General features: G+C 51.2%; 13 protein-coding genes. 6 read left to right on the top strand and 7 right to left on the bottom strand.

The window, feature by feature from the left end:
* Nucleotides 1-67 precede the first annotated feature (67 nt).
* Both ACFVHU_RS00320 and smc read right to left on the bottom strand, forming a co-directional pair.
* Complete coding sequence (locus ACFVHU_RS00320) at nucleotides 68-1,513, bottom strand: glycosyltransferase family 2 protein (RefSeq protein ID WP_388021818.1); 1,446 nt, start codon at nucleotides 1,511-1,513, stop codon at nucleotides 68-70.
* 74 nt (nucleotides 1,514-1,587) lie between these two features.
* Nucleotides 1,588-5,160 (bottom strand): chromosome segregation protein SMC, encoded by a 3,573-nt coding sequence (smc, locus tag ACFVHU_RS00315; protein WP_388021816.1) that lies wholly within the window; start codon nucleotides 5,158-5,160, stop codon nucleotides 1,588-1,590.
* A gap of 104 nt (nucleotides 5,161-5,264) precedes the next feature.
* Between smc and ACFVHU_RS00310 the strand changes: the two genes are divergently transcribed.
* From ACFVHU_RS00310 to ACFVHU_RS00295, 4 genes are all read left to right on the top strand, one after another.
* On the top strand, nucleotides 5,265-6,122 hold the full coding sequence (locus ACFVHU_RS00310; RefSeq protein ID WP_388021814.1) for a serine hydrolase domain-containing protein: 858 nt from the start codon (nucleotides 5,265-5,267) through the stop codon (nucleotides 6,120-6,122).
* Nucleotides 6,123-6,351: 229 nt separating this feature from the next.
* Entirely contained in the window at nucleotides 6,352-7,068 is a 717-nt protein-coding gene (locus ACFVHU_RS00305; RefSeq protein WP_388021812.1) for a DUF6270 domain-containing protein, read from the top strand.
* 8 nt (nucleotides 7,069-7,076) lie between these two features.
* A complete protein-coding gene (locus ACFVHU_RS00300; RefSeq protein ID WP_388021810.1) occupies nucleotides 7,077-8,201 on the top strand; it encodes an ATP-grasp fold amidoligase family protein in 1,125 nt (374 codons plus the stop codon).
* A 31-nt stretch (nucleotides 8,202-8,232) separates the two neighbouring features.
* A complete protein-coding gene (locus tag ACFVHU_RS00295; RefSeq protein ID WP_388021808.1) occupies nucleotides 8,233-9,162 on the top strand; it encodes a hypothetical protein in 930 nt (309 codons plus the stop codon).
* A 98-nt stretch (nucleotides 9,163-9,260) separates the two neighbouring features.
* Here the strand turns inward: ACFVHU_RS00295 and ACFVHU_RS00290 are convergent, their stop codons facing one another.
* Nucleotides 9,261-11,108, bottom strand: a complete 1,848-nt coding sequence (locus ACFVHU_RS00290; RefSeq protein WP_388021806.1) for a hypothetical protein — start codon at nucleotides 11,106-11,108, stop codon at nucleotides 9,261-9,263.
* Nucleotides 11,109-13,542: 2,434 nt separating this feature from the next.
* Here ACFVHU_RS00290 and ACFVHU_RS00285 point away from each other — a divergent pair.
* On the top strand, nucleotides 13,543-15,594 hold the full coding sequence (locus tag ACFVHU_RS00285; protein ID WP_388021804.1) for a heparinase II/III family protein: 2,052 nt from the start codon (nucleotides 13,543-13,545) through the stop codon (nucleotides 15,592-15,594).
* A 284-nt stretch (nucleotides 15,595-15,878) separates the two neighbouring features.
* Nucleotides 15,879-17,291 (top strand): hypothetical protein, encoded by a 1,413-nt coding sequence (locus ACFVHU_RS00280; RefSeq protein WP_388021802.1) that lies wholly within the window; start codon nucleotides 15,879-15,881, stop codon nucleotides 17,289-17,291.
* 116 nt (nucleotides 17,292-17,407) lie between these two features.
* Here ACFVHU_RS00280 and mutM read toward each other — a convergent pair whose 3' ends face one another.
* The 4 genes from mutM to ACFVHU_RS00260 are packed head-to-tail and all read right to left on the bottom strand — an operon-like array spanning nucleotide 17,408 to nucleotide 19,777.
* The gene (gene mutM / locus ACFVHU_RS00275) at nucleotides 17,408-18,337 is read right to left on the bottom strand and encodes a bifunctional DNA-formamidopyrimidine glycosylase/DNA-(apurinic or apyrimidinic site) lyase (RefSeq protein WP_388021800.1); all 930 of its coding nucleotides are present in this window, start codon (nucleotides 18,335-18,337) and stop codon (nucleotides 17,408-17,410) included.
* 10 nt (nucleotides 18,338-18,347) lie between these two features.
* The gene (gene rnc / locus ACFVHU_RS00270; RefSeq protein ID WP_388021798.1) at nucleotides 18,348-19,046 is read right to left on the bottom strand and encodes a ribonuclease III; all 699 of its coding nucleotides are present in this window, start codon (nucleotides 19,044-19,046) and stop codon (nucleotides 18,348-18,350) included.
* 3 nt (nucleotides 19,047-19,049) lie between these two features.
* A complete protein-coding gene (rpmF, locus tag ACFVHU_RS00265; protein ID WP_013348816.1) occupies nucleotides 19,050-19,253 on the bottom strand; it encodes a 50S ribosomal protein L32 in 204 nt (67 codons plus the stop codon).
* Nucleotides 19,254-19,255: 2 nt separating this feature from the next.
* Nucleotides 19,256-19,777, bottom strand: coding sequence for a DUF177 domain-containing protein (locus ACFVHU_RS00260; RefSeq protein ID WP_181148963.1), 522 nt, complete (start codon nucleotides 19,775-19,777; stop codon nucleotides 19,256-19,258).
* Nucleotides 19,778-19,801: the final 24 nt, after the last annotated feature.

Raw genomic sequence — 19,801 nt, 5'->3', positions numbered from 1 at the left:
CTCTGTGTTCTGCAGGAGGGTGCCTGTCCCGGGGAAGGCGGACAGCCCGGCTCCCTATAGCTCCGTGCTACTTAGCTTGGCGAGCATCTATGCTCATATATCCATTGGCCGTTGCGTAGACCAGCAAGCCCGAGAATTCCTGGCTCTCAGCGCTTTTCCCCATCTTGATCCGCTTTGCAGGAACGCCCTGATACTCGATGAAGATGTTGCCCAAGCGAGAAATCGATTCAAGCACGGTGGCACGCGGGAAAGATGCAGTGAGCCGCGATCCGCTTTCGTCAACTGCAAGCTCTCCCCTTGCCACGGTTTCAGTGTCCCGATCCCTTATATGAATGCCGATTGGCGACGGTCCCGAGGCTGGAAAATCGACAACCAAAGAAATGCGTTCAGCAGTATTTTCGACCGAAACAACTGCAGGCGCTTTCTCGGAATCCATTTTATTCTGGGCAAGCTGCTCCAGGTATTCCAAGTCGCCGGCGAGGATGGCGTCGACCAGCTTTGCCTCTTGCGGCTTGAAGAGCGCTGCAGAATTATCCAGTTGGAAGGTTTCCAAGAAACTCTTGTGGCTCGACACCCATGCTGCGCGCTGTTCTGCGGTATAACGCAGGAAACGTTGTCCGTCATAGAAACGCAAACCCTTGCGAACGAACAATCCGGCAATGCGCTTCCTTGCCACTTCCAGATCCGGCCCCGTGTACGTCGCGATAGTCTGCGCGATCTTGGTCAAGGAACCTACATAACCGGCAGGATCGATTTGCTGCGTACTAATATTCTGGCCGTCCGACCTTAGCCGGATCTCGTAGTAGTTGTAGTCGCCCAGGATGCTGATTCGCCGAGCAGCGGAATATGCTTCGACCATGGCGATGCCATCTTCAAGCCTGACTTTTTCTTCGACAAAGCGGATGCCATGCGAATTGAGAAGCCGTCGCCGGATCATCTTTTGCGGCGAAAGGGTCCGCAGAATAAAGTCGTAGTCCACATCGAGAATTGTTTTTTCAAACAGCTTCGCTTGAACTCTCCGGCCGTCCAAACCGACCATTTTCGGAACGAGGACATCCACGTCATGCTCCAGCGCAAATGAAGTCATGCGCCTGAGCGCTTGGGGACCGAGCCGGTCATCACTGTCGATGAAGAAAACATATTCTCCACGCGCATTCTCAATGCCTACATTGCGCGGCTTGCCCGGCCAACCACTGTTCTCTTGATGCAAGGCGATGAAGTTCGAATTTCGCTTCGCATAGACATCCAAAATCTCTCCGCCAAAATCCGTCGAGCCATCATCCACTGCAATGACTTCAAATTCTTCTGGCTTCAGGTCCTGGGCTTCCAGAGAATTAAGCAGTTCCGTAAGGAACGGCATGGCGTTATAAACGGGAATAACCACACTCACCAATGGAGAAGATCCCTGGAGCACCGACCCGCTCGGGAGGACATCCTCCTCCCCTGTTTCCCGATGTGCAGGACTCTTCGAAACAGCAGGGTTATCATTGATACGTTTACGGAAAAATGCCATGTCATCCTCAGTAGAGACAGTGAATTACGGAGCATGCAAGTTCGCCCCTGCAAATCCCTACTTTACCGCAATAGCTACGTCGTCACAGCTCGTTCCATTTTCTGGCTAATCACTGTAGAAACCCCGTCGCCGCGCATAGTGACGCCGTACAGGGCATCAGCTACTTCCATGGTCTTCTTCTGGTGGGTAATCACAATCAGCTGCGAGGACTCGCGCAGCTCTTCGAAGATCGTGATCAGGCGTCCCAAATTCATATCGTCCAAGGCCGCCTCCACCTCGTCCATCACGTAGAACGGCGATGGGCGAGCCTTGAAGATGGCGACCAGCAACGCGACAGCAGTCAGCGAACGCTCGCCACCGGAGAGCAGCGAGAGCCGCTTGATCTTCTTGCCGGCCGGACGCGCTTCCACCTCGATGCCTGTGGTGAGCATATTTTCGGGATCGGTGAGCACCAGCTGGCCCTCGCCGCCTGGGAAGAGGCGATCGAAGATCCGCCTGAACTGCACGGCGGTGTCGTTGTAGGCCTCGGTGAACACCCGCTCGACGTGGGAATCAACGTCGGCAATGATCTGCTGCAAATCCCCTCGGGACTTTTTCAAATCCTCGAGCTGGCCGGAGAGGAACTTATGGCGTTCCTCCAAGGCAGCGAACTCTTCAAGTGCCAACGGATTGACTTTGCCCAAGGCCGCCAGGTCGCGTTCGGCCTTCTTCAGCCGCTTTTCCTGCTCGACGCGATCATATGCCCGGGTGCCGACAGGATTGCCTTCTTCATCAACGTTTTGCCGCAGCGCGCCCCACTTGTCATCTTCGTCGAGGGCCTCCGGAATCAGCTGGTCTGGACCGTAGTTGGCGATGAGGTGATCAGGGGTGTATCCCAGTTCTTCCAGGGCCTTGGACTCAAGATTTTCGATGCGCATCCGCAGTTCCGCACGGGCCATCTCGTCACGATGCACAGCATCAGCAAGACGGGCCAGCTCGGCGGAGAGCTGCTCCGCTTCCTTGCGTTGGCTGCCCAGCATGGATTCCAGTTCGGATTTCTTGCCGGCCAGCTCTTCGCGTTCTTGGCCTGCCATCGATACCGATACTTCAATGAAACGCAGGACGCGCTCAGCGGCTTGCTCAATACGGATCGCATTGGCCGCTTGCGCCTTGCGCTGCTCAGCGCGACGAGCTGCAACTTCACGGTGATTGCGCTCAGCTGCCGCAGTGCGGCGCAGTCCCTCAACGCGCGAACGCAACGCAGAAACGCGCTCTTCACTACTGCGCAAGGCAAGCCGGGCTTCTAGCTCCTGCTGTCGTGCCGCGGCTGCAGCATCTGCAAGAGCTGCTCGTGCCGCGTCATCAACGGTTTCTTCATCTTGATCCGTTGAAGCTAGCTCCATGCGCTCGGTAATCTCTTCCAGAGATTCCTGCTCGATTTCCAGCTTCTCCAGCGTTGCTTCGAGCTTTTCTTCCAGCTTGGTTTTGTCCGATCGCGCGCTGCGAAGTTTCTGTCCAAGACGTGCCAGGTACGAGGATAATTCATCAATGGTGGCGTCAGATTCAGCCAGCGCCGACAGGGCTTCATCTCGCTGTTGCTGAGCGATGGAAAGCTCTGGTCCCCGCTGAGCCAATCTGTGCTCGACTGTGGAAAGTTCTTCCTGGCACTGGGAGAGTTCAGTTTCCGTCTGCTCCACTAAGGCCTGCTGCGCGATCAGGGAAGCGCCTGCTGAGTCGCCCACGGAACTGCGGACTGCCGAAACAGTGATGCCATCCAAGGTGGTGAGCAGCGCAGATGGGTTCTGCACCAAGGCCGCAGGTGCTTGGCTCATTTCCTCAATGATGTAATGGCCAACAAGAAGCTGATCAAGCAAGCTGTCCAGCGGGCCATCGGCAGCTACAACTTCACGAGCGCTGACGGCATTAGGCATTGCAGTAGCCTTTGCACCACTTGGCAGAACTTCGGCGTGCAGGAATACCTGGCTGGCCTGCTGCTGTTGGAGGTCCTCGATGAGATCCAACGCATCACCGAGGTTCTTGGCTACCAAAGCTTCGGCACTGTCACGCAAAATCGCGGCGATGGCCTGTTCATATCCCGGATTAACCGTAATCAGCTCCCCCAAACGGCCCAGGAGCAGTCCGGATGTTGATCCAAGAAGCTGTGACGACTGATCATCTGGTTTGGAGTTCAGCTTCAGGGCTTCAAGGCGAGCACGCAATCCGGAAACACGCACCGATAGCTCGCGTTCACGCTGGCTATCGGCATTGTGCTCTTCTGACAATGCTGCGTGTTCCCGATCTGAACTCTCAAAATCGATATTCAGTTGGGCTTCGCCAGCCAATTGTTTTTCAAGATCACTGGCAACTTCTGCGTGAGAGCGCAAATCCAGTTCAAGGTCCGAGTCGAAGGACTGGACGCTTTCCTGGAGTCGGGATATTTCGGCCCTGGTCACGTCGACACGGCTGCGTGCGGAAGCCACCTGCGAGGCGAGCCGTGACATGCCTTCTCGACGGTCCGCTGCGGCACGGAGCATGGCAGCCATTCGCTGCTGTTCGGCGCGTGATGCTTCCTCGGCCTGCTCTTTAGCCTCTACAGCTTCGGCAAGAATCTCGTGGCGGTCTTCAAGAGCTTCTTCAAGTTCCTCAAGTTCTTCGCTCATTCGCTCAGCTTGAGCTTCCAAACGCTCGGGATCTCGGCTGGAATCGAAATGGGTTTCATTGCTTTCCAGCAATTTCCCGCGTTCACGAGCCAACGCGGCCAGCGATCGATAACGCTCTGCCTGCGTGCTCAACGAAACCCACGTTTCCTGGATCTGAACCAGTCGCGGGGTAATGGTTTCCATCTGGGCAGTCAGTTCAGCGATGTGCTTCTTGATGCGTTCCAGGCGTGCCGCAGCGTCTTCTTGCTGAGCTTGGATCTTGGATTCGTCATCAATATCCTGGGCAAGCTTGTTGTTCAGTGTGACCAAATCATCTGCCAGCAGGCGGGACTTTGCATCCCTGACATCGAGCTGCACCGTCTGCGCACGGCGAGCGATTTTCGCTTGCCGTCCCAACGGAGCCAATTGGCGGCCAACCTCGGCGCTCAAATCTTCAAGGCGATCCAGATTTCCTTGCATCGCTTGAAGCTTGCGCAGGGTTTTCTCCTTGCGCCGGCGGTGCTTGAGCACGCCGGCCGCTTCCTCGATGAAGCCACGCCGATCTTCAGCAGTAGCGTGCAGGATGCGGTCCAGCTGCCCCTGTCCGACAATGACATGCATTTCTCGACCCAGACCGGAATCCGAAAGCAGCTCTTGAATGTCCAGAAGACGGCACGAACTTCCATTAATGGCGTATTCGGAGCCACCAGTACGGAACAGCGTGCGGGAGATAGTGACTTCTGCATAGTCGATAGGCAGCTGGCCATCAGAGTTATCGATTGTCAGGGACACATGGGCACGGCCCAGTGGTGGGCGGCCAGAAGTGCCAGCAAAGATCACGTCTTCCATCTTGCCGCCGCGAAGCGTCTTGGCACCCTGTTCACCCATGACCCAGGACAGCGCGTCAACCACATTGGACTTGCCGGAACCGTTAGGTCCTACAACAGCCGTGACACCCGGTTCAAACTCAAAAGTGGTCGCCGATGCGAAAGACTTGAATCCGCGAACGGTGAGAGTCTTGAGATGCACGGCGTGAAGTTCCTATGTTTGGGCCAAATCGCTAAAGTTGGGTTGGGCAATCAAACCCAATCCTTGTGGCAATTCTAGCGAAGCGCACTGGGGATTATTTGGTTGTGCTCGCAAAATCCGAGGAAGAAAATCGAGGGATAGATCATTCTATGAGCATTCTGACGCAGATTGACCAGTGGCCAAGTGACAACGCGGTATCCGTGGTGGTGAACGGCAATGGTGCAATCGTTGACCAGCACGGCGATACTGCACGTGTTTACCCCTTGGCTTCGGTGACCAAGTTGCTCAGTGCCTACACGTTCTTGGTTGCTCTGGAAGAAGAAGCCATCACCCTCGAAGACCCTGCAGGGCCAGAGGGTTCAACCGTGCACCACCTGTTGGCGCACACCGCAGGCTACGATTTTGATTCGGAAACCATCCGCTTTGCTGTAGGAACTAAACGCGGATACTCCAACTACGGCTTTGAAAAGCTCGCAGAGCATCTGGAACAACAGACCGGAATCAGCATGGCCCAGTATGCCCAGGAAGCGGTCTTCGCTCCCCTGGGCATGGTTGATACGGAAATTGCCGGCAGCTGCGCAAAGGATGGCCGCTCCACCGCTACGGACCTAGCAAAATTCGCTGCCGAACTTTTGCACCCAACTATCGTGGCGCAAGAAACATTGAGCGAAGCAACGCGTGTGCATTTCGAGAACCTGGCTGGAATTCTGCCCGGCTATGGCCGGCAGAACCCGAATGATTGGGGACTCGGGTTTGAAATCCGTTCATCCAAAGCGCCGCACTGGACAGGTGCAAACCATCCCGGTACCACTTTCGGGCATTTTGGCCAGTCCGGCACATTCCTCTGGGTGGACCCGGAACATCGTCTGGCCTGTGTGACGCTCACCGACAAAGGCTTTGGCCAGTGGGCTGTAGACGCTTGGGCGCCGTTCAATGAGCAAATCTTGTCTGAGCTAACGTAGTTTTCCGTACTTCCTGCGGTTCTGAATCCGATGTACTTCCAACACCCTAAGGTGAAGTGACATTCGAATTTCTCAAGTCCGACTGGATCCCTCCAAGAGGTCCAAGCCTGACACTGAGTCTCCCCTTCGCGACCGCACATCAGAATACCGGTATTATAGCAACAAGAATACATGCCAATACAGACGAGATATGAATGTTTACGATATCTAAACGACTTTCCAGGACGAAATGAAGAAATTTTTCGTATACGGCGGTTGCGTTTCGCGCGACACATACGAGCTAATAAAAAATGAAAACTCCTTAACGCACTATGTCGCGAGGCAATCGCTAATTAGTGCGGCATCTAAGCCCGAAAAACGAATTCCAGTTCAGTCATTGCCGCTAAACTTTAACTCTCGAATGGTTAGAGGAGACATCCAGTCCTCCCTTTTCCCTAAAATCATCCAAAACAGTGACGAAATTGATATCTTCCTGTTCGATATATTGAGTGAGCGCCTAGGCGCATACCGCATACACGGCGGAACTTATATAACGAATTCCACTGAACTTGTTAGCTCAAATCTACTGTCAACGTTTAAGATTCCACGAACGCTAATTCGATTTGGTAGCGATAGGCATTTTGATATTTGGTCAAAATCCGCGGATCAACTAAAGATCCTATTGCAGGCTAAGGGGCTCTTGGAAAAATCGCGCTTAATCAAGGCAAATTGGACAGACATAACGATACAGGGAACTCCAACTCCGCAATTCAGGGGCATGGACTCAGCAACGGCGAACACCCTATACCAACGATACTACGATTACCTTTCTGGATTAGGTTTCGCAACCATAGAACCAGGACCTGAGATTTCTCTATCTGACAAAAATCACAAATGGGGCCCTTCTCAATACCACTACCAAAACGACTTCTACAATAAAATAATTGAAGAACTCGCTAAAGACTAGGACACTAAATGACTAATTATAGATTATTGACAAGAGGTTTGGGCCTAAAAGTCAACGCGCGGCTGACGGGCGGACCTGACGACGCCGAATACACGTTCAAACTGCACCGTGGCAACGAGGTCACCGCGACGTCCAAAGCAGGCAGTTCGAACACATGGGAAACGCCACCATCTCTAGCTCCTGGCAAATACCATTTTACGTGCATGATTCGAAGCAATTCTTCCATGGAAGTAGTTTCGAGCCTACCTTTTGACTTCGGACTTAACAAACAGATGATAAGGCCGCGGACTTTAAAACCACACCCTGCCCATCAGCCTCCTGCTTCTTTTCATTCATTACTCTATTGGGAGAGCAGAAAAGCTTTCGGCCACCGAGAGAATAGTGCGTGGCTATTGGACGAGAAACTAAATGCCTATGCCTTCGCTGAAAGTCTTGGACTGTCTAGCCCTGCACTAGAATTGAGGAGTTTTAACCACGATCAAATACCCCTTGAGCGAAATACTGTCGTAAAGCCACTCACAGGAGTCATGTCGCAGGGCGTATTTCTCATAACCGCTGATTCCATCATAGACCTTGTTAATAATCATATAATTTCTAATTTCACTGACTTACGCCAGTGTATGAAGAATCTTATAACGAGCGGTAAGATCAAGGAAGATCAGTGGATCCGCGAACGTTTGATTCTTGATGATAAAGTCGTAGACCAGCCTGCTCGCGACATTAAATTCTACACCTTTTACGGTCAGCCGCTCCTTGCGCTGGAGACCGTTCGCATTCCTAAAGTACAACGTTGCTGGTATGACAACTATTCAAACCTAGTTAACACAGGTAAATACTCGAAGGAACTTTTTGTTGGGCACGGGATTCCTCCAGAATTCTACGAAATCGCTGAGCGAATAGGTCATAGCATTCCAGCACCATTTGTCAGAGTTGATTTGTTGGCCTCACCAAGCGGTGCCGTCGTTAATGAAATTACTCCCAAGCCTGGGGGTGCACATCTATTCGCTGCATCGATCGACAATTCTTTAGGCAACCACTGGGTGAGCGCAGATGCCCGATTGAGAACGGACCTCATTTCGGGTAAGAAATTTGAGCATTTTAAATCGATCCAAAAACATCGCACTGATATTTAATCAAAAAATTTAGGTATGGTGAGATTTTAATATGAACTATTCGAACTACGCACAATGGAAACAGTTTCACTATTTGTGGGATTCTTTAGAGCATTTCAGGAATACGTGGAATCGCATTCCGGGAATTCACACTATCCAGTTTGCAGCTGGGCAGAAAAACATTGACCTCTACGTCAACGAAAATATTAAAGAGACTACTCATAAGGCTACTCCGATATTTTTCAGTGGAGCGATATCGAATCGAACCACTCAATTAGGACCATTTTTTTCCGGTCTCGGCATGACTAAGAGGCTTGGGCTACCATTGATTGCGATTGCGGATCCAGCTCTCGATGCTGATCGCGATCTCAAGCTGGCCTGGTACTTAGGGGACGCAACCGACAATTTCGGAGAAAACCTGTCCGCAACTCTCGATGCCTTGCATCAGATTTTAGAGACTGAACTGATTCTGGTTGGTGGATCCGGTGGTGGATATGCTGCTTTGAACGCCGGGCTAGACACTTCGAGCCGAACTACGACATTGGTTTGGAACCCACAAACAGATATATTCGAATACTCCCCCAGATTCGTCAAGGACTATCTTCGTAGTCAATACAATTTTTCGCACGACACTCTGCGCCGCGATGATTGGAAAGAATACTGCCGAATCCGTACTGATCGTGCGTCACGAACGTCAGTGGTCACTGAATCAACTCTACATAGACCGCGCAGATTGGTTTACCTTCAAAATCTAGGTGATTCACACCGTATAGAACATTTGCAGCCGCTTTGGTTCAAGACGACAACGCGTGAGTTGGTACAAGGGAAAAATCTATTGGGAGATGACCATGGTGTCTACCTAGCAGAGTTCGCATTGGGCCATGCTCCGCCATCCGGGACGCTCATTGGGTCTGTCCTACGGGAGTTGATGAATACAACCCTCGCGGTTAAGGATTTGACCTCTCTAGATGAATTTATCTAGCTACCCTAAATCTTAAATATTTTGGGTTGATATGCCATGGACCGTTCTTTACCCCACGATTTATACGAGAAAAGGGTAAAGAACGGTGCCCAGTTTTGTTATGATGCATGCCAGGAGATTAAGGCGACTACCGAATATATATCCCTGATTCGTCCACGAGTTAAGGGTTTGTCTTTCAATAGGTCGTTTACGTACGCCCAGTTTAAGTCCGGTGCCGCTCCACGAATTTGTTTATCCGCTAACATCCTGGTCAAAACAGATTGAGCATCAGTATAACTAGCGGACTGCCAAAAATTAACGCCAAGACGGTTTGCCTGCTCGACGAATTTTGCTCTCTCCGCGGCAGTGGGATTCTTATCGTCCAAAATAAATGGATCCAACGTGTTAGGAATGACACGATTCTTGGTATGAGGCGTGCTGGGAGCATTTTCATAAGAACTCGGTCTGCCCAAAGGCAACGAACGCACACCATTGAATCGTCTCAAGTTCTGGAATTCGTCAGATTCAAAGCGCGGTTTATCAAACTCGAAGCTAACCAGATCCGGATCGAATGATTGCATGAGATCGTAGCCTAGGGCATTACCCGAACGTAGGAGAATTGGTGTTGACATTGCGAGCCTGAATCCATGGAGGGAATAAGCCGGATCGATTCGGGTCCCTACGCGGCTCCAGGCCATCGAACCTTGTCCAAAGTGAAACCTAGCGCGACGATGTATCCAAAGGGCATCACCCCGGAAATCCTTTTCTTCGTACTGATCGGCGACCGACTGCCATTTTGCGTTGATCGACCGTGATAAGGAGGCCCAGGCTTCCTCTGAAATATACGTAGAATCTTTGTTAGACCATGGAAGCATCGACCGCATAGCTGCATTCGGATCATTCCTGTCAATTTCGGCGAATCGGTCTGCATAGACGGTTCGGTACATTTCGCCGTATCCACCACCGACAGCAACAACGTCGACTGGGATCTCTCTACCATTAGGACCTGTGGTAAGAATTCCCCCACTGTGAAATAGCGGACCTAAAAGTCGCTCAGTGATGGAATGCGCTGGTCCAGGGACAAGTCCTGGACCAGTTGTCCTTTTTAATCCGTATTGCTCGGTCAAGCCATCCGCGATGATTCGATCCCGAGTTTTCTCGGGACCGGAACAGAAAAATCTGAACTTATCCTTTACTCCTGCGTGGGTGATTGCTCCTAGCACCAGACGCGAATCAAACCCGCCGGTAATGTGAGCGGTTTTCATCTGAGAACGAGACCCTGCGACAGCAACAACGTTCTCGACAATGTCTTGCCGCGTCTTCCTGAGCAGCTCGAAATAAGATTCTGAGTTGCTTTCCAAAAGTTCATTTCTCATATTAACTATTTGGAATGTTCCAGATTTGATCTGGATGAATTCAAATGAATCTAGTGTCTGAATCTCGTCATAGCTAGAATCACTAGTACCACAATTACCAATTAAAAGTCGTTCGACTTGGAAATTGTATGACTTAGTCGTTCGAACACCGTCAGCTTGCAATGCGCTATTCAATGAAGCTATATCTGTTGACGCATAGTATTTCCCTTCTACATTGTAGTAGTAGACTATCGCGCCGCCGAGCGGGTCTGGCACCACTACGGCTTCTTGGTTCGTCTCGTCCACCACAAATAGAGCATTGGGGTTGCGGGTCCGAGATATCCAGCTTGCTCCGGTGCTCCGAAGCGTATCACTACCAGCGATCAACGGGACGAGAGAATCTAGATTCTCACGAGCCGAAATGACGCGGCCGTCGAATATAGCCGCTCCGTCTATCGTGTATCTTCTATCTCCGACAACGTTTGTGGATTGCCCGTTCAGGAGAGCCATTTTAGCGCCGTCTTGTCGCAATGGGTCATATCTGATGACGGGCGCAACGGTGCGAGTTATCGTTTTGGAATCCGCAGCTTCTGGGACAGAAATATTATCCATTCGCCCAATATAACACCTTGATAACTTATCTTTCGAAATGCACCTGAAGTTCATAGCAGCAGCAGCAGCTTATACAAATTAGTCATCATCCGGCCATCTGCGATCCATAGAACATCTCCACTTCGAGCAGAATTTTACTTTATCGAAAGTTAGAAACACTTTCAGCAATGCAGGTTTCGATAGGCACCAGGAAATTTCCAGAGAACAACGAAGTATTCTCAGACGTTTCCGGTATCTTGCATACTTCCTGAAGGAGGGGACATTTCTACTCTCGGCTATCCATCCGTGTCACGACGTCTAGCCTTTATCTATCCATAGGATCATAGAAGCGAATACTGCTGGTGCGCCAGCAGAATACGAGTTTATTAGCGGTAAGCCCTCTTCGACTTATAGCGAGGTGAACCTGAAAGAAAAGTAGGGCTCGCAATCCCTTCTGAACCGTCTGTAACTGTTTGTAGGGGCTGGCCTGGGACTAGCTGGCAGGGTGATATTGGTTCCTTGGACCCGATGTGACTCATGAACCAATTGCCTCCTAAAGGGTGTCATTTCCGGTATCTGTCCGTCTGGCTGGACGGACAGGCATCGACCCCGCCTACCGCGACGGCCTGACTAGAAGCCAACCCCAATCTTCGTGGATTGTGGCCCCATACAGGCCTGCCTCGTAGTGAACTTCTCCCGGGCCGATATCGGACACGACACGGCTCACAAGAAGGCGGCATCTTATGCCAATTACGGCTGATCACTAGCAATTTAATTTCTGCGTGGACACTCACGCAGCAACGCATGCATACGCGATTTTCGAATCGGCTTCAGGTCGGGTTCTGGCTCAAGAAACCTTCTCGACCAGTTCCACCGGCCTCACCCATGTAGCAACCTGGATCAGGCGCCGAACCGAGGACAATATCGACACTGTTCTTATCTTGGGCGAGTCCACCGGTTCTTACGGAGCCGACATGTCCGAACGACTAACGCCGGAAAGATATGTGGTGTGGTTGAAGCGCCCACTCCTTCAGCCAAATGGCTCCGAGGCAAGGGAAAACAGACAATCTGGACGAAAATACAGCAACTAGATCGGCACTAGTAATGGATCTTGAAAAGCTGTGTGACCGTCGAGCAGGCGATGTGCAGACCGCGCTTAGAGTACATAGCGTCAGGCGCGACCAGATGATTACTGATCGGCTTCGAGTCAATAACGCACTGGCGAGGCTGATACGGGCGAATGATTCAAATATGAATGCCCGCAAGCCGCTGAGCGCAATGCAGAGCAAGAGTATGACAACATGGCGCGAACGAGATGAGCCACTTGGCACTGGTATCGCCCTCGGTGAAGCTGTACGTCCAGCGCACAACAGATCAACGGGCTGGATTGCGACCTGAAAATTAACCAGATAAAGCTCACCGAGCTGACTTTTGAACATACACCGTCACGGGTGGCGATGCAGGGCGTGTCTTCTGACCAGGCCGTTCGTGCCCGTGTCCCGCATTAGCCGGTCAACCGTGTGTTTGGAGAGCACGGGGAAGCCGCTGCGGCGCAGCTATGCGGCAATCTTCTGACGACTGTAGAGGATTTCCGGCCCAAGCCGCTCCCCTAGCATCTGGATCGCGGCGCCCGCGCCACGAGTCGATGATCTAGGCGTCCTCGATGGCGCGCAGTGCCCGCTGTCTTGTTTTCCAGACCCGCTGGTTCGTGCATCGACCCGCACGCCTGCTGGCGGAGGACGGCGCAGATCAACTCGACCACATGACCTTCGGCCCTGAACTGTTCAATGCCCCGGCAGATCAGCGTCGGCGAGGGTCCAGCTTCATCGCGAAGAGAATCGATGTAATCCTCAGGGTTTCATTGACTTGCTTCAGATCCCGGTTTTGGGCAGGTTGGCGCTTGCGCTAATCCTGATAATCGGTGGTTGACCGATCTTTCACTCCGGTGTCAACCTGGGTCTGGAACACCCAACGACGCAAGGACTCGGGACCGGCATCCAGTATCGGAGAAAAGACCTTGCAAGCCGCGTGCACGCATGGGTGTTCGGGGAGCCGATCCAGGACCAGCTGTACGGCACGGTCACGATCTTCGGAAGGCTACTTCTTGGGTATGGTGTCATCTTTCTCTCGAAAGACAGTGGCATCAAACCGCGTACGGTAAACAGTGGTCGACTTTTCGTGATCTTGCGTGGATCTTGACGCCCGAGTCTGCTATCAACCCTTCAAGCACCTCTCGATTTTTGTGAGCTTCGAGAAGTTCTTTCGCCCAAATTAATCCTTAGTGTTTCCGCGCGGGTACTTTTTACTGAATGGAAATAGTACTCCATCGCTTTCAGAAAAATATGTCTGCTGGTGACTCAATGATAAAATTTATTGAAGTGTCAATATCTTGCATTTGACTCTACATTCACTAGATAGCACTCCTCTCTGAACTTCCAGAGGATCACGTAGAAAGTTGTTTTCATTGGAGAGAAATATCAACGATCCTGACGTCTTCGATTCTCTGGACCAAATCCGCATTCGTCAGTACATCGTGAATCGTTTTAAATCAAGTTCAACCGTGAGCACACTCAGGAATCTCCAGAATTTTACTCTGTCCGGCTCGCTCTCACATCCCAACTGGGGATCTGTGGAGATATTAGTGAATGGAATTATTCAACTATCGAATAACAATAGCGTGAATCGTTTTGTACAGGGGTGGATATTTCTTTCTGGGTGGTACGCAGCTTTGGAGTCCTCCGCCGAAGACTTCGACCATGTTGAAAATTTCGTTCTAATCTGGATTGAACAATATGGCTCATTGCAGGAATCCGATTTAAGCTACAAGACTGTTTATCATGATGAAACCACCGCGCAAAGATTAGCTGCAGCTATCCATTTACATCACCTTTGTATGAGGCATAAAAGAACCCGTTTGATCAGTGAACTACAACGTTTAATGGACCAAACCGCGGCACTCCTGTACACAGACGATTTCTATGCTGGAAAAAACAATCACGGTATGTTCCAGGCAAAGTCTCTGCGAGACTATGCAGTTTATGCTGACTGGGCAGAGCATGCCACTCGATCCAACTTCTTAGCCCGCTCCCTGACGCGTATTTCTGAGTATTTTGCATATTCCTTCACGTCCGAAGGAGTGCATATCGAACACAGTCCGTCCTATCACCTAATGATAGCTAGACATATTCACGAACACTCATTGTTCATGGAGGCTGCTTTCGGTGTTATTCCCCCTGAGCTAAGCAAGATACTCGCGAGTGCCGAATCGCATACGATTCATTGTGTTCAACCAGACGGGAAATTTCTCCCCCTAAGTGATACTGCGCAAGTTGCTCTTTCAGGAGCACGGAACAACGTTTTCAATAGCGAGGAGTTTGCTTACGTGTCTGCTTGCGGTTCGCGAGGTAGTGAACCCGGTACCCGCACATTGTCGGAACCGGTCTCTGGATACTTTTTTCATCGCACGTCTTGGAGCGATAGTTCGGCTGGATATCTGGCGTTTATAGCTGCATACAACGGGGCCTACCACAAACATTCGGATGATCTCCACGTGTACCTTTGGAAATATGGCTACGAAATACTGACTGAAGCTGGACCTTTCGGCTATCAAATGCAAGATGCCATGACAAAGTATGCTTTCAGTCAATTTGCACACAATTCAATTGTGCTGGACCATAAATCTTTACCCCGGCATGACAGAAAATATGACCATGTGTCGATGACTCGCAGCCGAGTCGGAGAACTCGGGGAAATTTATGTAAGAGCATCAAACTCCAGGTTCACCGGCACTATCCATAATCGATCATTATTCATGTCCGATGATCTGCAACGCATCCGAGTGGTAGACAAACTAATTTCAGAATCTAACCATATCTACTCATTAATTTGGAATTTTGGTCCGTTTCTCAGAGTTGAAATCTTTGAGAATTATGTCATAGGTTGTATCGATTCCTTACCTGTCATCAGGCTCGATTTTTCTGGCGTCGATATCCAGAAGATCGTTCGCTTTACCGGGCGGAGTGGATCTCGTCCGCGAGGATGGCGCTTTCCGAGTTTTGGTCACAAAGTCCCTGGCTCACAGATTCAAGTTATATTCGAGGGCCGGTCGGAAAGTGTAACTACCCTCATCACAACCTTCGACTTTGAAGCGAAGAAGCTTGGAAACTCCACCCCAAAGCAAATAACTAGCCTGCAGGAGACTCCAAAGGTTTCTAGTGCCCTCCCTTCCATTCCACAGGAAGGAGTCGAAGTGAAGGATCGTCAAAGATCACAGTTTGGTACTCTGCTTTGCCTTAACCATGTTCTTCGACTTGATCGTTGCAGCAAAGACACACGAGCAGTGATCCGTATTTACTACGAAAACGAACTAGTACACGAGCACCGAGGGTTGGTTAAAAGTATGGCCTTCACTGTAACGCGGAAAGGTAGATACCGAGCCAGAATTTTTCCTAAGGGTGCAAACCATGCCATGAAGGCTTTCACGTCCGACTGGGTTCTTGTCCCCTAGGTTAGCAACATTGTTGAATGCGGGTTCTCCACCGCGCAAGTGGTGGCGTAGAACTATTGATTATATGCGATGCGTGTCCCCAGCTGCTAGCTTAAGATTCGCACTTCTACAATCAAAAATATAGGCAGAATAAATCGCGCAGCTGTGTCACTTACGAATAGAATAACTTCAGCCAAACTCGGGGGAGACGAACGCGTTGGGTCACGATTCAGTTGACGACCATCCGTGAAACAATGATTACGAGAACATAGATTAGTTGGGTGCCCCCTTCGAAGGAGATAAGCATGGTAGTAGTTTGGCCCGTTCACTTCTCATCTCGATTGATGGGCCGGCGCTTGGGGAGTAGTGGCCTTTCAAGTTTCGCGATCGCTTTAGAAGCATGGCGACGAGGACTAGAAGTGACATTCACGGCGCCCGAGCTACACCTCTACTCCATTTCAGATGGCACCACTAAGATCGACTTCAATTTCGCTAGGCCCGACTCACTTACCCCACGAGCAGACTATCTTCGCCTCGATAGAAAGGGAGAAACCAACCAGATACTCGCAAGACACGCAATACCGTCGCCACGGAGTATTCTGCTAGAGACATCGAACACAACATACGAACAGCTGCGTGAACTCGGTTTAATAATGGGATATCCTCTCGTTTTGAAGCCGAATCAAGGTTCAATGGGCCGTGGTGTCTTCTCGAACCTCAACGATTGGAACGAACTTCGGGATGCTTTCCATGAACTGACTGTCATGCTTAAACAAGATACTATCCTTTTAGAGCGTCATCATGGAGGAGACGACTACCGTCTACTTGTGATAGGAAATCGTGTTGTCGGCGCGGTCAAGCGGATACCCGCCAATATTGTTGGTGATGGAAGATCCACCATTGAAGAACTAATCGCCATCAAAAACAACCGTCGGACCAGAAATCCATTTTTGGGTTCTGGGTTAATCAAAGTTGATTACGAGGTCCGCAAGTGTCTGACGGACCAAGGACTGACCATTGACACTATTCCACGGAAAAATCAACAAGTGACATTACGCAGGGTTGCAAATGCATCTGCCGGTGGCGATGTCCAGGACGTAACAGAGACTATTCCTGATGCTATCAAGGAAGCCGCGATACGAGCAGTGCGCGTTCTCCCAAATATCCATATAGCTGGAGTAGACGTGCTCTACGACGGATCTGAAGAGACAAACTACGTGATAATTGAAATCAATTCGCGGCCACAGATTGGCGTGAATATGTATCCATCGATCGGCACTGGTCGCGACGTTCCAAAAGCCATACTTGACTCGTTCTTCCCTAGCTCTTCCAGGCCCACCGGTGACTCGTTCAAAACGATCCGCTTTGATCCCTCTGCGGTGCGTAATCTGTTCGCAGAAGGTTTGGCTTCGAAACTAACGTTACCCGCACTGCCTAAGCACGGTTTTCCGTTTCGCCAAAGGTACCTTTTCGACTCTGAGAGCGGTTCTGTTCAGTTACGTCCATATTCAGGTAGAACCATCAAGAAATTAGCACGAATTGGAGGCATTTCAGGTAAAATTACAAGCCGCCCGGATGGTGCACTTGAATTATTTGTTGCCGCTAGTTCAGAGTCTGCGGCACAACCACTTGTCGATAAAGTTTCGGACTTTTGCGGACAATCCGCACAGCCTTCAGCCTGGGACGGAATCGTCACTGTGGGGTTCAGGATCACGTAGTCGTTGTTCATCGAACATGTGAATTGACTTCCCATGGCTAGCACGAATCGCGTGTTGCCTCTTGATCGGAGCCCCGGGAGTGCCAGCCACGAGTAAACGATACTTTGGAATCGCAGCTAACGTCTTGTTCGGCGTGGTCGCGGCTGGCACACGGGACAGCTGTAGGAAGAACGGCCCATGAAGGGATCACGACGAATCAGAGATTCACGGCCGTTTTCTCTGCAACGCAAACAGGCTTTGCCTTCGCGCCCGTAGGCGTTCAAGGACCTGGCGAAATAACCGCTAGCGCCGTTAACATTCACGTACAGAGAATCGAAGCTCGTACCACCAGCGGCGAGGGCGCGTGTCATCACATCAACCAAAGCATCGTTGAGGCGTTGCACTTCTGGACGCCTGATAGTGCCAGTGTTGCGCAAACCTGAAAGGCCTGCTTGCCAGAGTGCTTCATCCGCATAGATGTTGCCGACTCCGGAAATGATCCCCTGGTCCAGAATGGCTCTCTTGAGTTCTGTCGTCTTTTTGCGAAGCGCGACGTACAGGTCTTCGGGCTTGCGGTGAGGATCCATCACGTCTCTGGCAATGTGAGCGGCCGCCTGTGGGATCAATGCTTTTAGCGACCCGGCTCCGGCAGGCAACCCATCGGTTGTTGCAACCAGTGGGGAGACGAACATTCCCCCAAAGATACGCTGGTCTACGAAACGCAGTTCGCTGGGGAAATCGGATCTTTCGCTGAGTGAGAGCCTGACTTTCAGATGTTTCTCATCGGGAGCATCAGGTTCTTCGATAAGTAGTTGGCCGCTCATGCCGAGGTGGGCAACCAATGCTGCTGGAGTTGAAAGGCCTTCGAGGTCCATCCAGAGGAACTTGCCCCGGCGAACCACGGAAGCGATAGAGCAACCGCTCAATGTCTGTTCAAAATCTTCAACGCCGTCGGTATGACGGCGGACGGACCGCGGGTCCAGCACTTGAGCGGTTAGTACCGTTCGAGTGCGAACCCACTTATCCAGTCCTTCTCGGACCACTTCAACTTCTGGCAGTTCTGGCATGAACTAAATGCTATCCCTTAGGTAGCTGCTCACCTGGATGCAGCAACAGCCAAGTCTTGTGTGCCGCTTCCTGCTCAGCTTCCTTCTTGGATGGCCCATGCCCCTGGCCGTATCCCTCGTTTCCGATGCGGAGTTCGGCAAGGTAAGTGCGTGCGTGGTCAGGACCGGAACCACTGACCTGGTAGTGCATCTCGCCTAGCTTTTGGGAGGCTACTTCTTCCTGGATTACAGTTTTCCAGTCAGTCGTCGCGCCCAGCAGCCGATGATCTTCCAGCAGTGGAGTGACGAAGCGAAGCACAAACGAGCGCGCAGCTTCCATGCCTTGAACCAAGTAGGTGGCCCCAAGAATTGCTTCCATGGTGTCTGCCAGAATGGAGGATTTATTGGCTCCGTTGGACTGGGCTTCCCCACGTCCTAGGAGCAGGTGCTCCCCCACTTCCAAATCACGGGCAATGATCGCCAAGGCGCGGGTACTGACAATAGCCGCTCGCCGCTTCGCGAGATCGCCTTCTGGCAAATTCGGGAAAGTTGCGTATAGGTATTCTGCAACGCAGAAGCCAAGAATTGAATCACCTAAGAATTCAAGGCGTTCATTCGTTGGAATGCCACCGTTCTCATAGGAATATGAGCGGTGGGTAAATGCAAGACGAAACGTCTCGGAATCAATATTGATTCCGAGACGCTTCATAAGTTCTTCTTTTGAAGACATGTCTTAGACGTCTGCGACCTTGCGACCCTTGTACTCAAGGAACAATTCGGTACCAGCCGAGTCGGTGACAACCTTAGCCTGGTGAGGCAGGCTGTAGGTTACGCGACCGTTTTCAACGGTCTTCACCAGGTTCGGTGCGGTAGCCTTCCACTGAGAACGGCGGGCACGAGTATTCGCACGGGACATCTTCCGCTTTGGAACAGCCACGACTACTTCTCTTCTCTCTTGTCTGACGTTTTATCATTTGTCGCATCCTCTGCGACAATGTCGGACAGCTGCGCTAGCGCTGCCCAACGTGGATCCAGGATCTCATGATCATGCTGAGGGTCATCGTTGAGACTGATTCCGCATTCACTGCAGAGCCCCAAGCAATCTTCCCGGCAAACCGGCTGGAACGGCAGGGCGGTAACCACTGCGCTCCGTACTACCGGATCGATGTCAATCAAGTCACCGACCACCCAATACTGATCCACATCATCATCGTCTTCGAATTCTTCGCTCTCTTCATAATAGAAGAGCTCTTGAATATCAGCCTCGAAGTCGTACTCGATGGGCTCCAAGCATCGTCCACATTCCCCAGCGATTTGCGCTGTAGCGGTACCCGATACCAGAATTCCTTCATGCACGGCTTCAAAGCGAAGATCTAAGTCAAGCTCAGATCCTCCACGAATACCGATGAGTGCATTTCCCACATCTGCGGGTGCCGAAACCTGCTCATTGAGAGTTTTCATTGAGCCAGGCGAACGGCCGAGCTC

The sequence above is a fragment of the Glutamicibacter sp. NPDC127525 genome, assembly GCF_042672105.1.
In the GTDB taxonomy this organism is placed as follows: Bacteria; Actinomycetota; Actinomycetes; order Actinomycetales; family Micrococcaceae; genus Glutamicibacter.
This window is presented reverse-complemented; position numbering and strand designations above follow the sequence as displayed.

Bases quoted from the DNA above. Each gene is read 5' to 3' on its own strand.
- ACFVHU_RS00320 (WP_388021818.1), bottom strand. From the start codon at position 1,513: ATGGCATTTTTCCGTAAACGTATCAATGATAACCCTGCTGTTTCGAAG.
- ACFVHU_RS00305 (WP_388021812.1), top strand. From the start codon at position 6,352: ATGAAGAAATTTTTCGTATACGGCGGTTGCGTTTCGCGCGACACATAC.
- ACFVHU_RS00300 (WP_388021810.1), top strand. From the start codon at position 7,077: ATGACTAATTATAGATTATTGACAAGAGGTTTGGGCCTAAAAGTCAAC.
- ACFVHU_RS00295 (WP_388021808.1), top strand. From the start codon at position 8,233: ATGAACTATTCGAACTACGCACAATGGAAACAGTTTCACTATTTGTGG.
- ACFVHU_RS00290 (WP_388021806.1), bottom strand. From the start codon at position 11,108: ATGGATAATATTTCTGTCCCAGAAGCTGCGGATTCCAAAACGATAACT.
- ACFVHU_RS00280 (WP_388021802.1), top strand. From the start codon at position 15,879: ATGGTAGTAGTTTGGCCCGTTCACTTCTCATCTCGATTGATGGGCCGG.
- mutM (WP_388021800.1), bottom strand. From the start codon at position 18,337: ATGCCAGAACTGCCAGAAGTTGAAGTGGTCCGAGAAGGACTGGATAAG.
- rnc (WP_388021798.1), bottom strand. From the start codon at position 19,046: ATGTCTTCAAAAGAAGAACTTATGAAGCGTCTCGGAATCAATATTGAT.
- ACFVHU_RS00260 (WP_181148963.1), bottom strand. From the start codon at position 19,777: ATGAAAACTCTCAATGAGCAGGTTTCGGCACCCGCAGATGTGGGAAAT.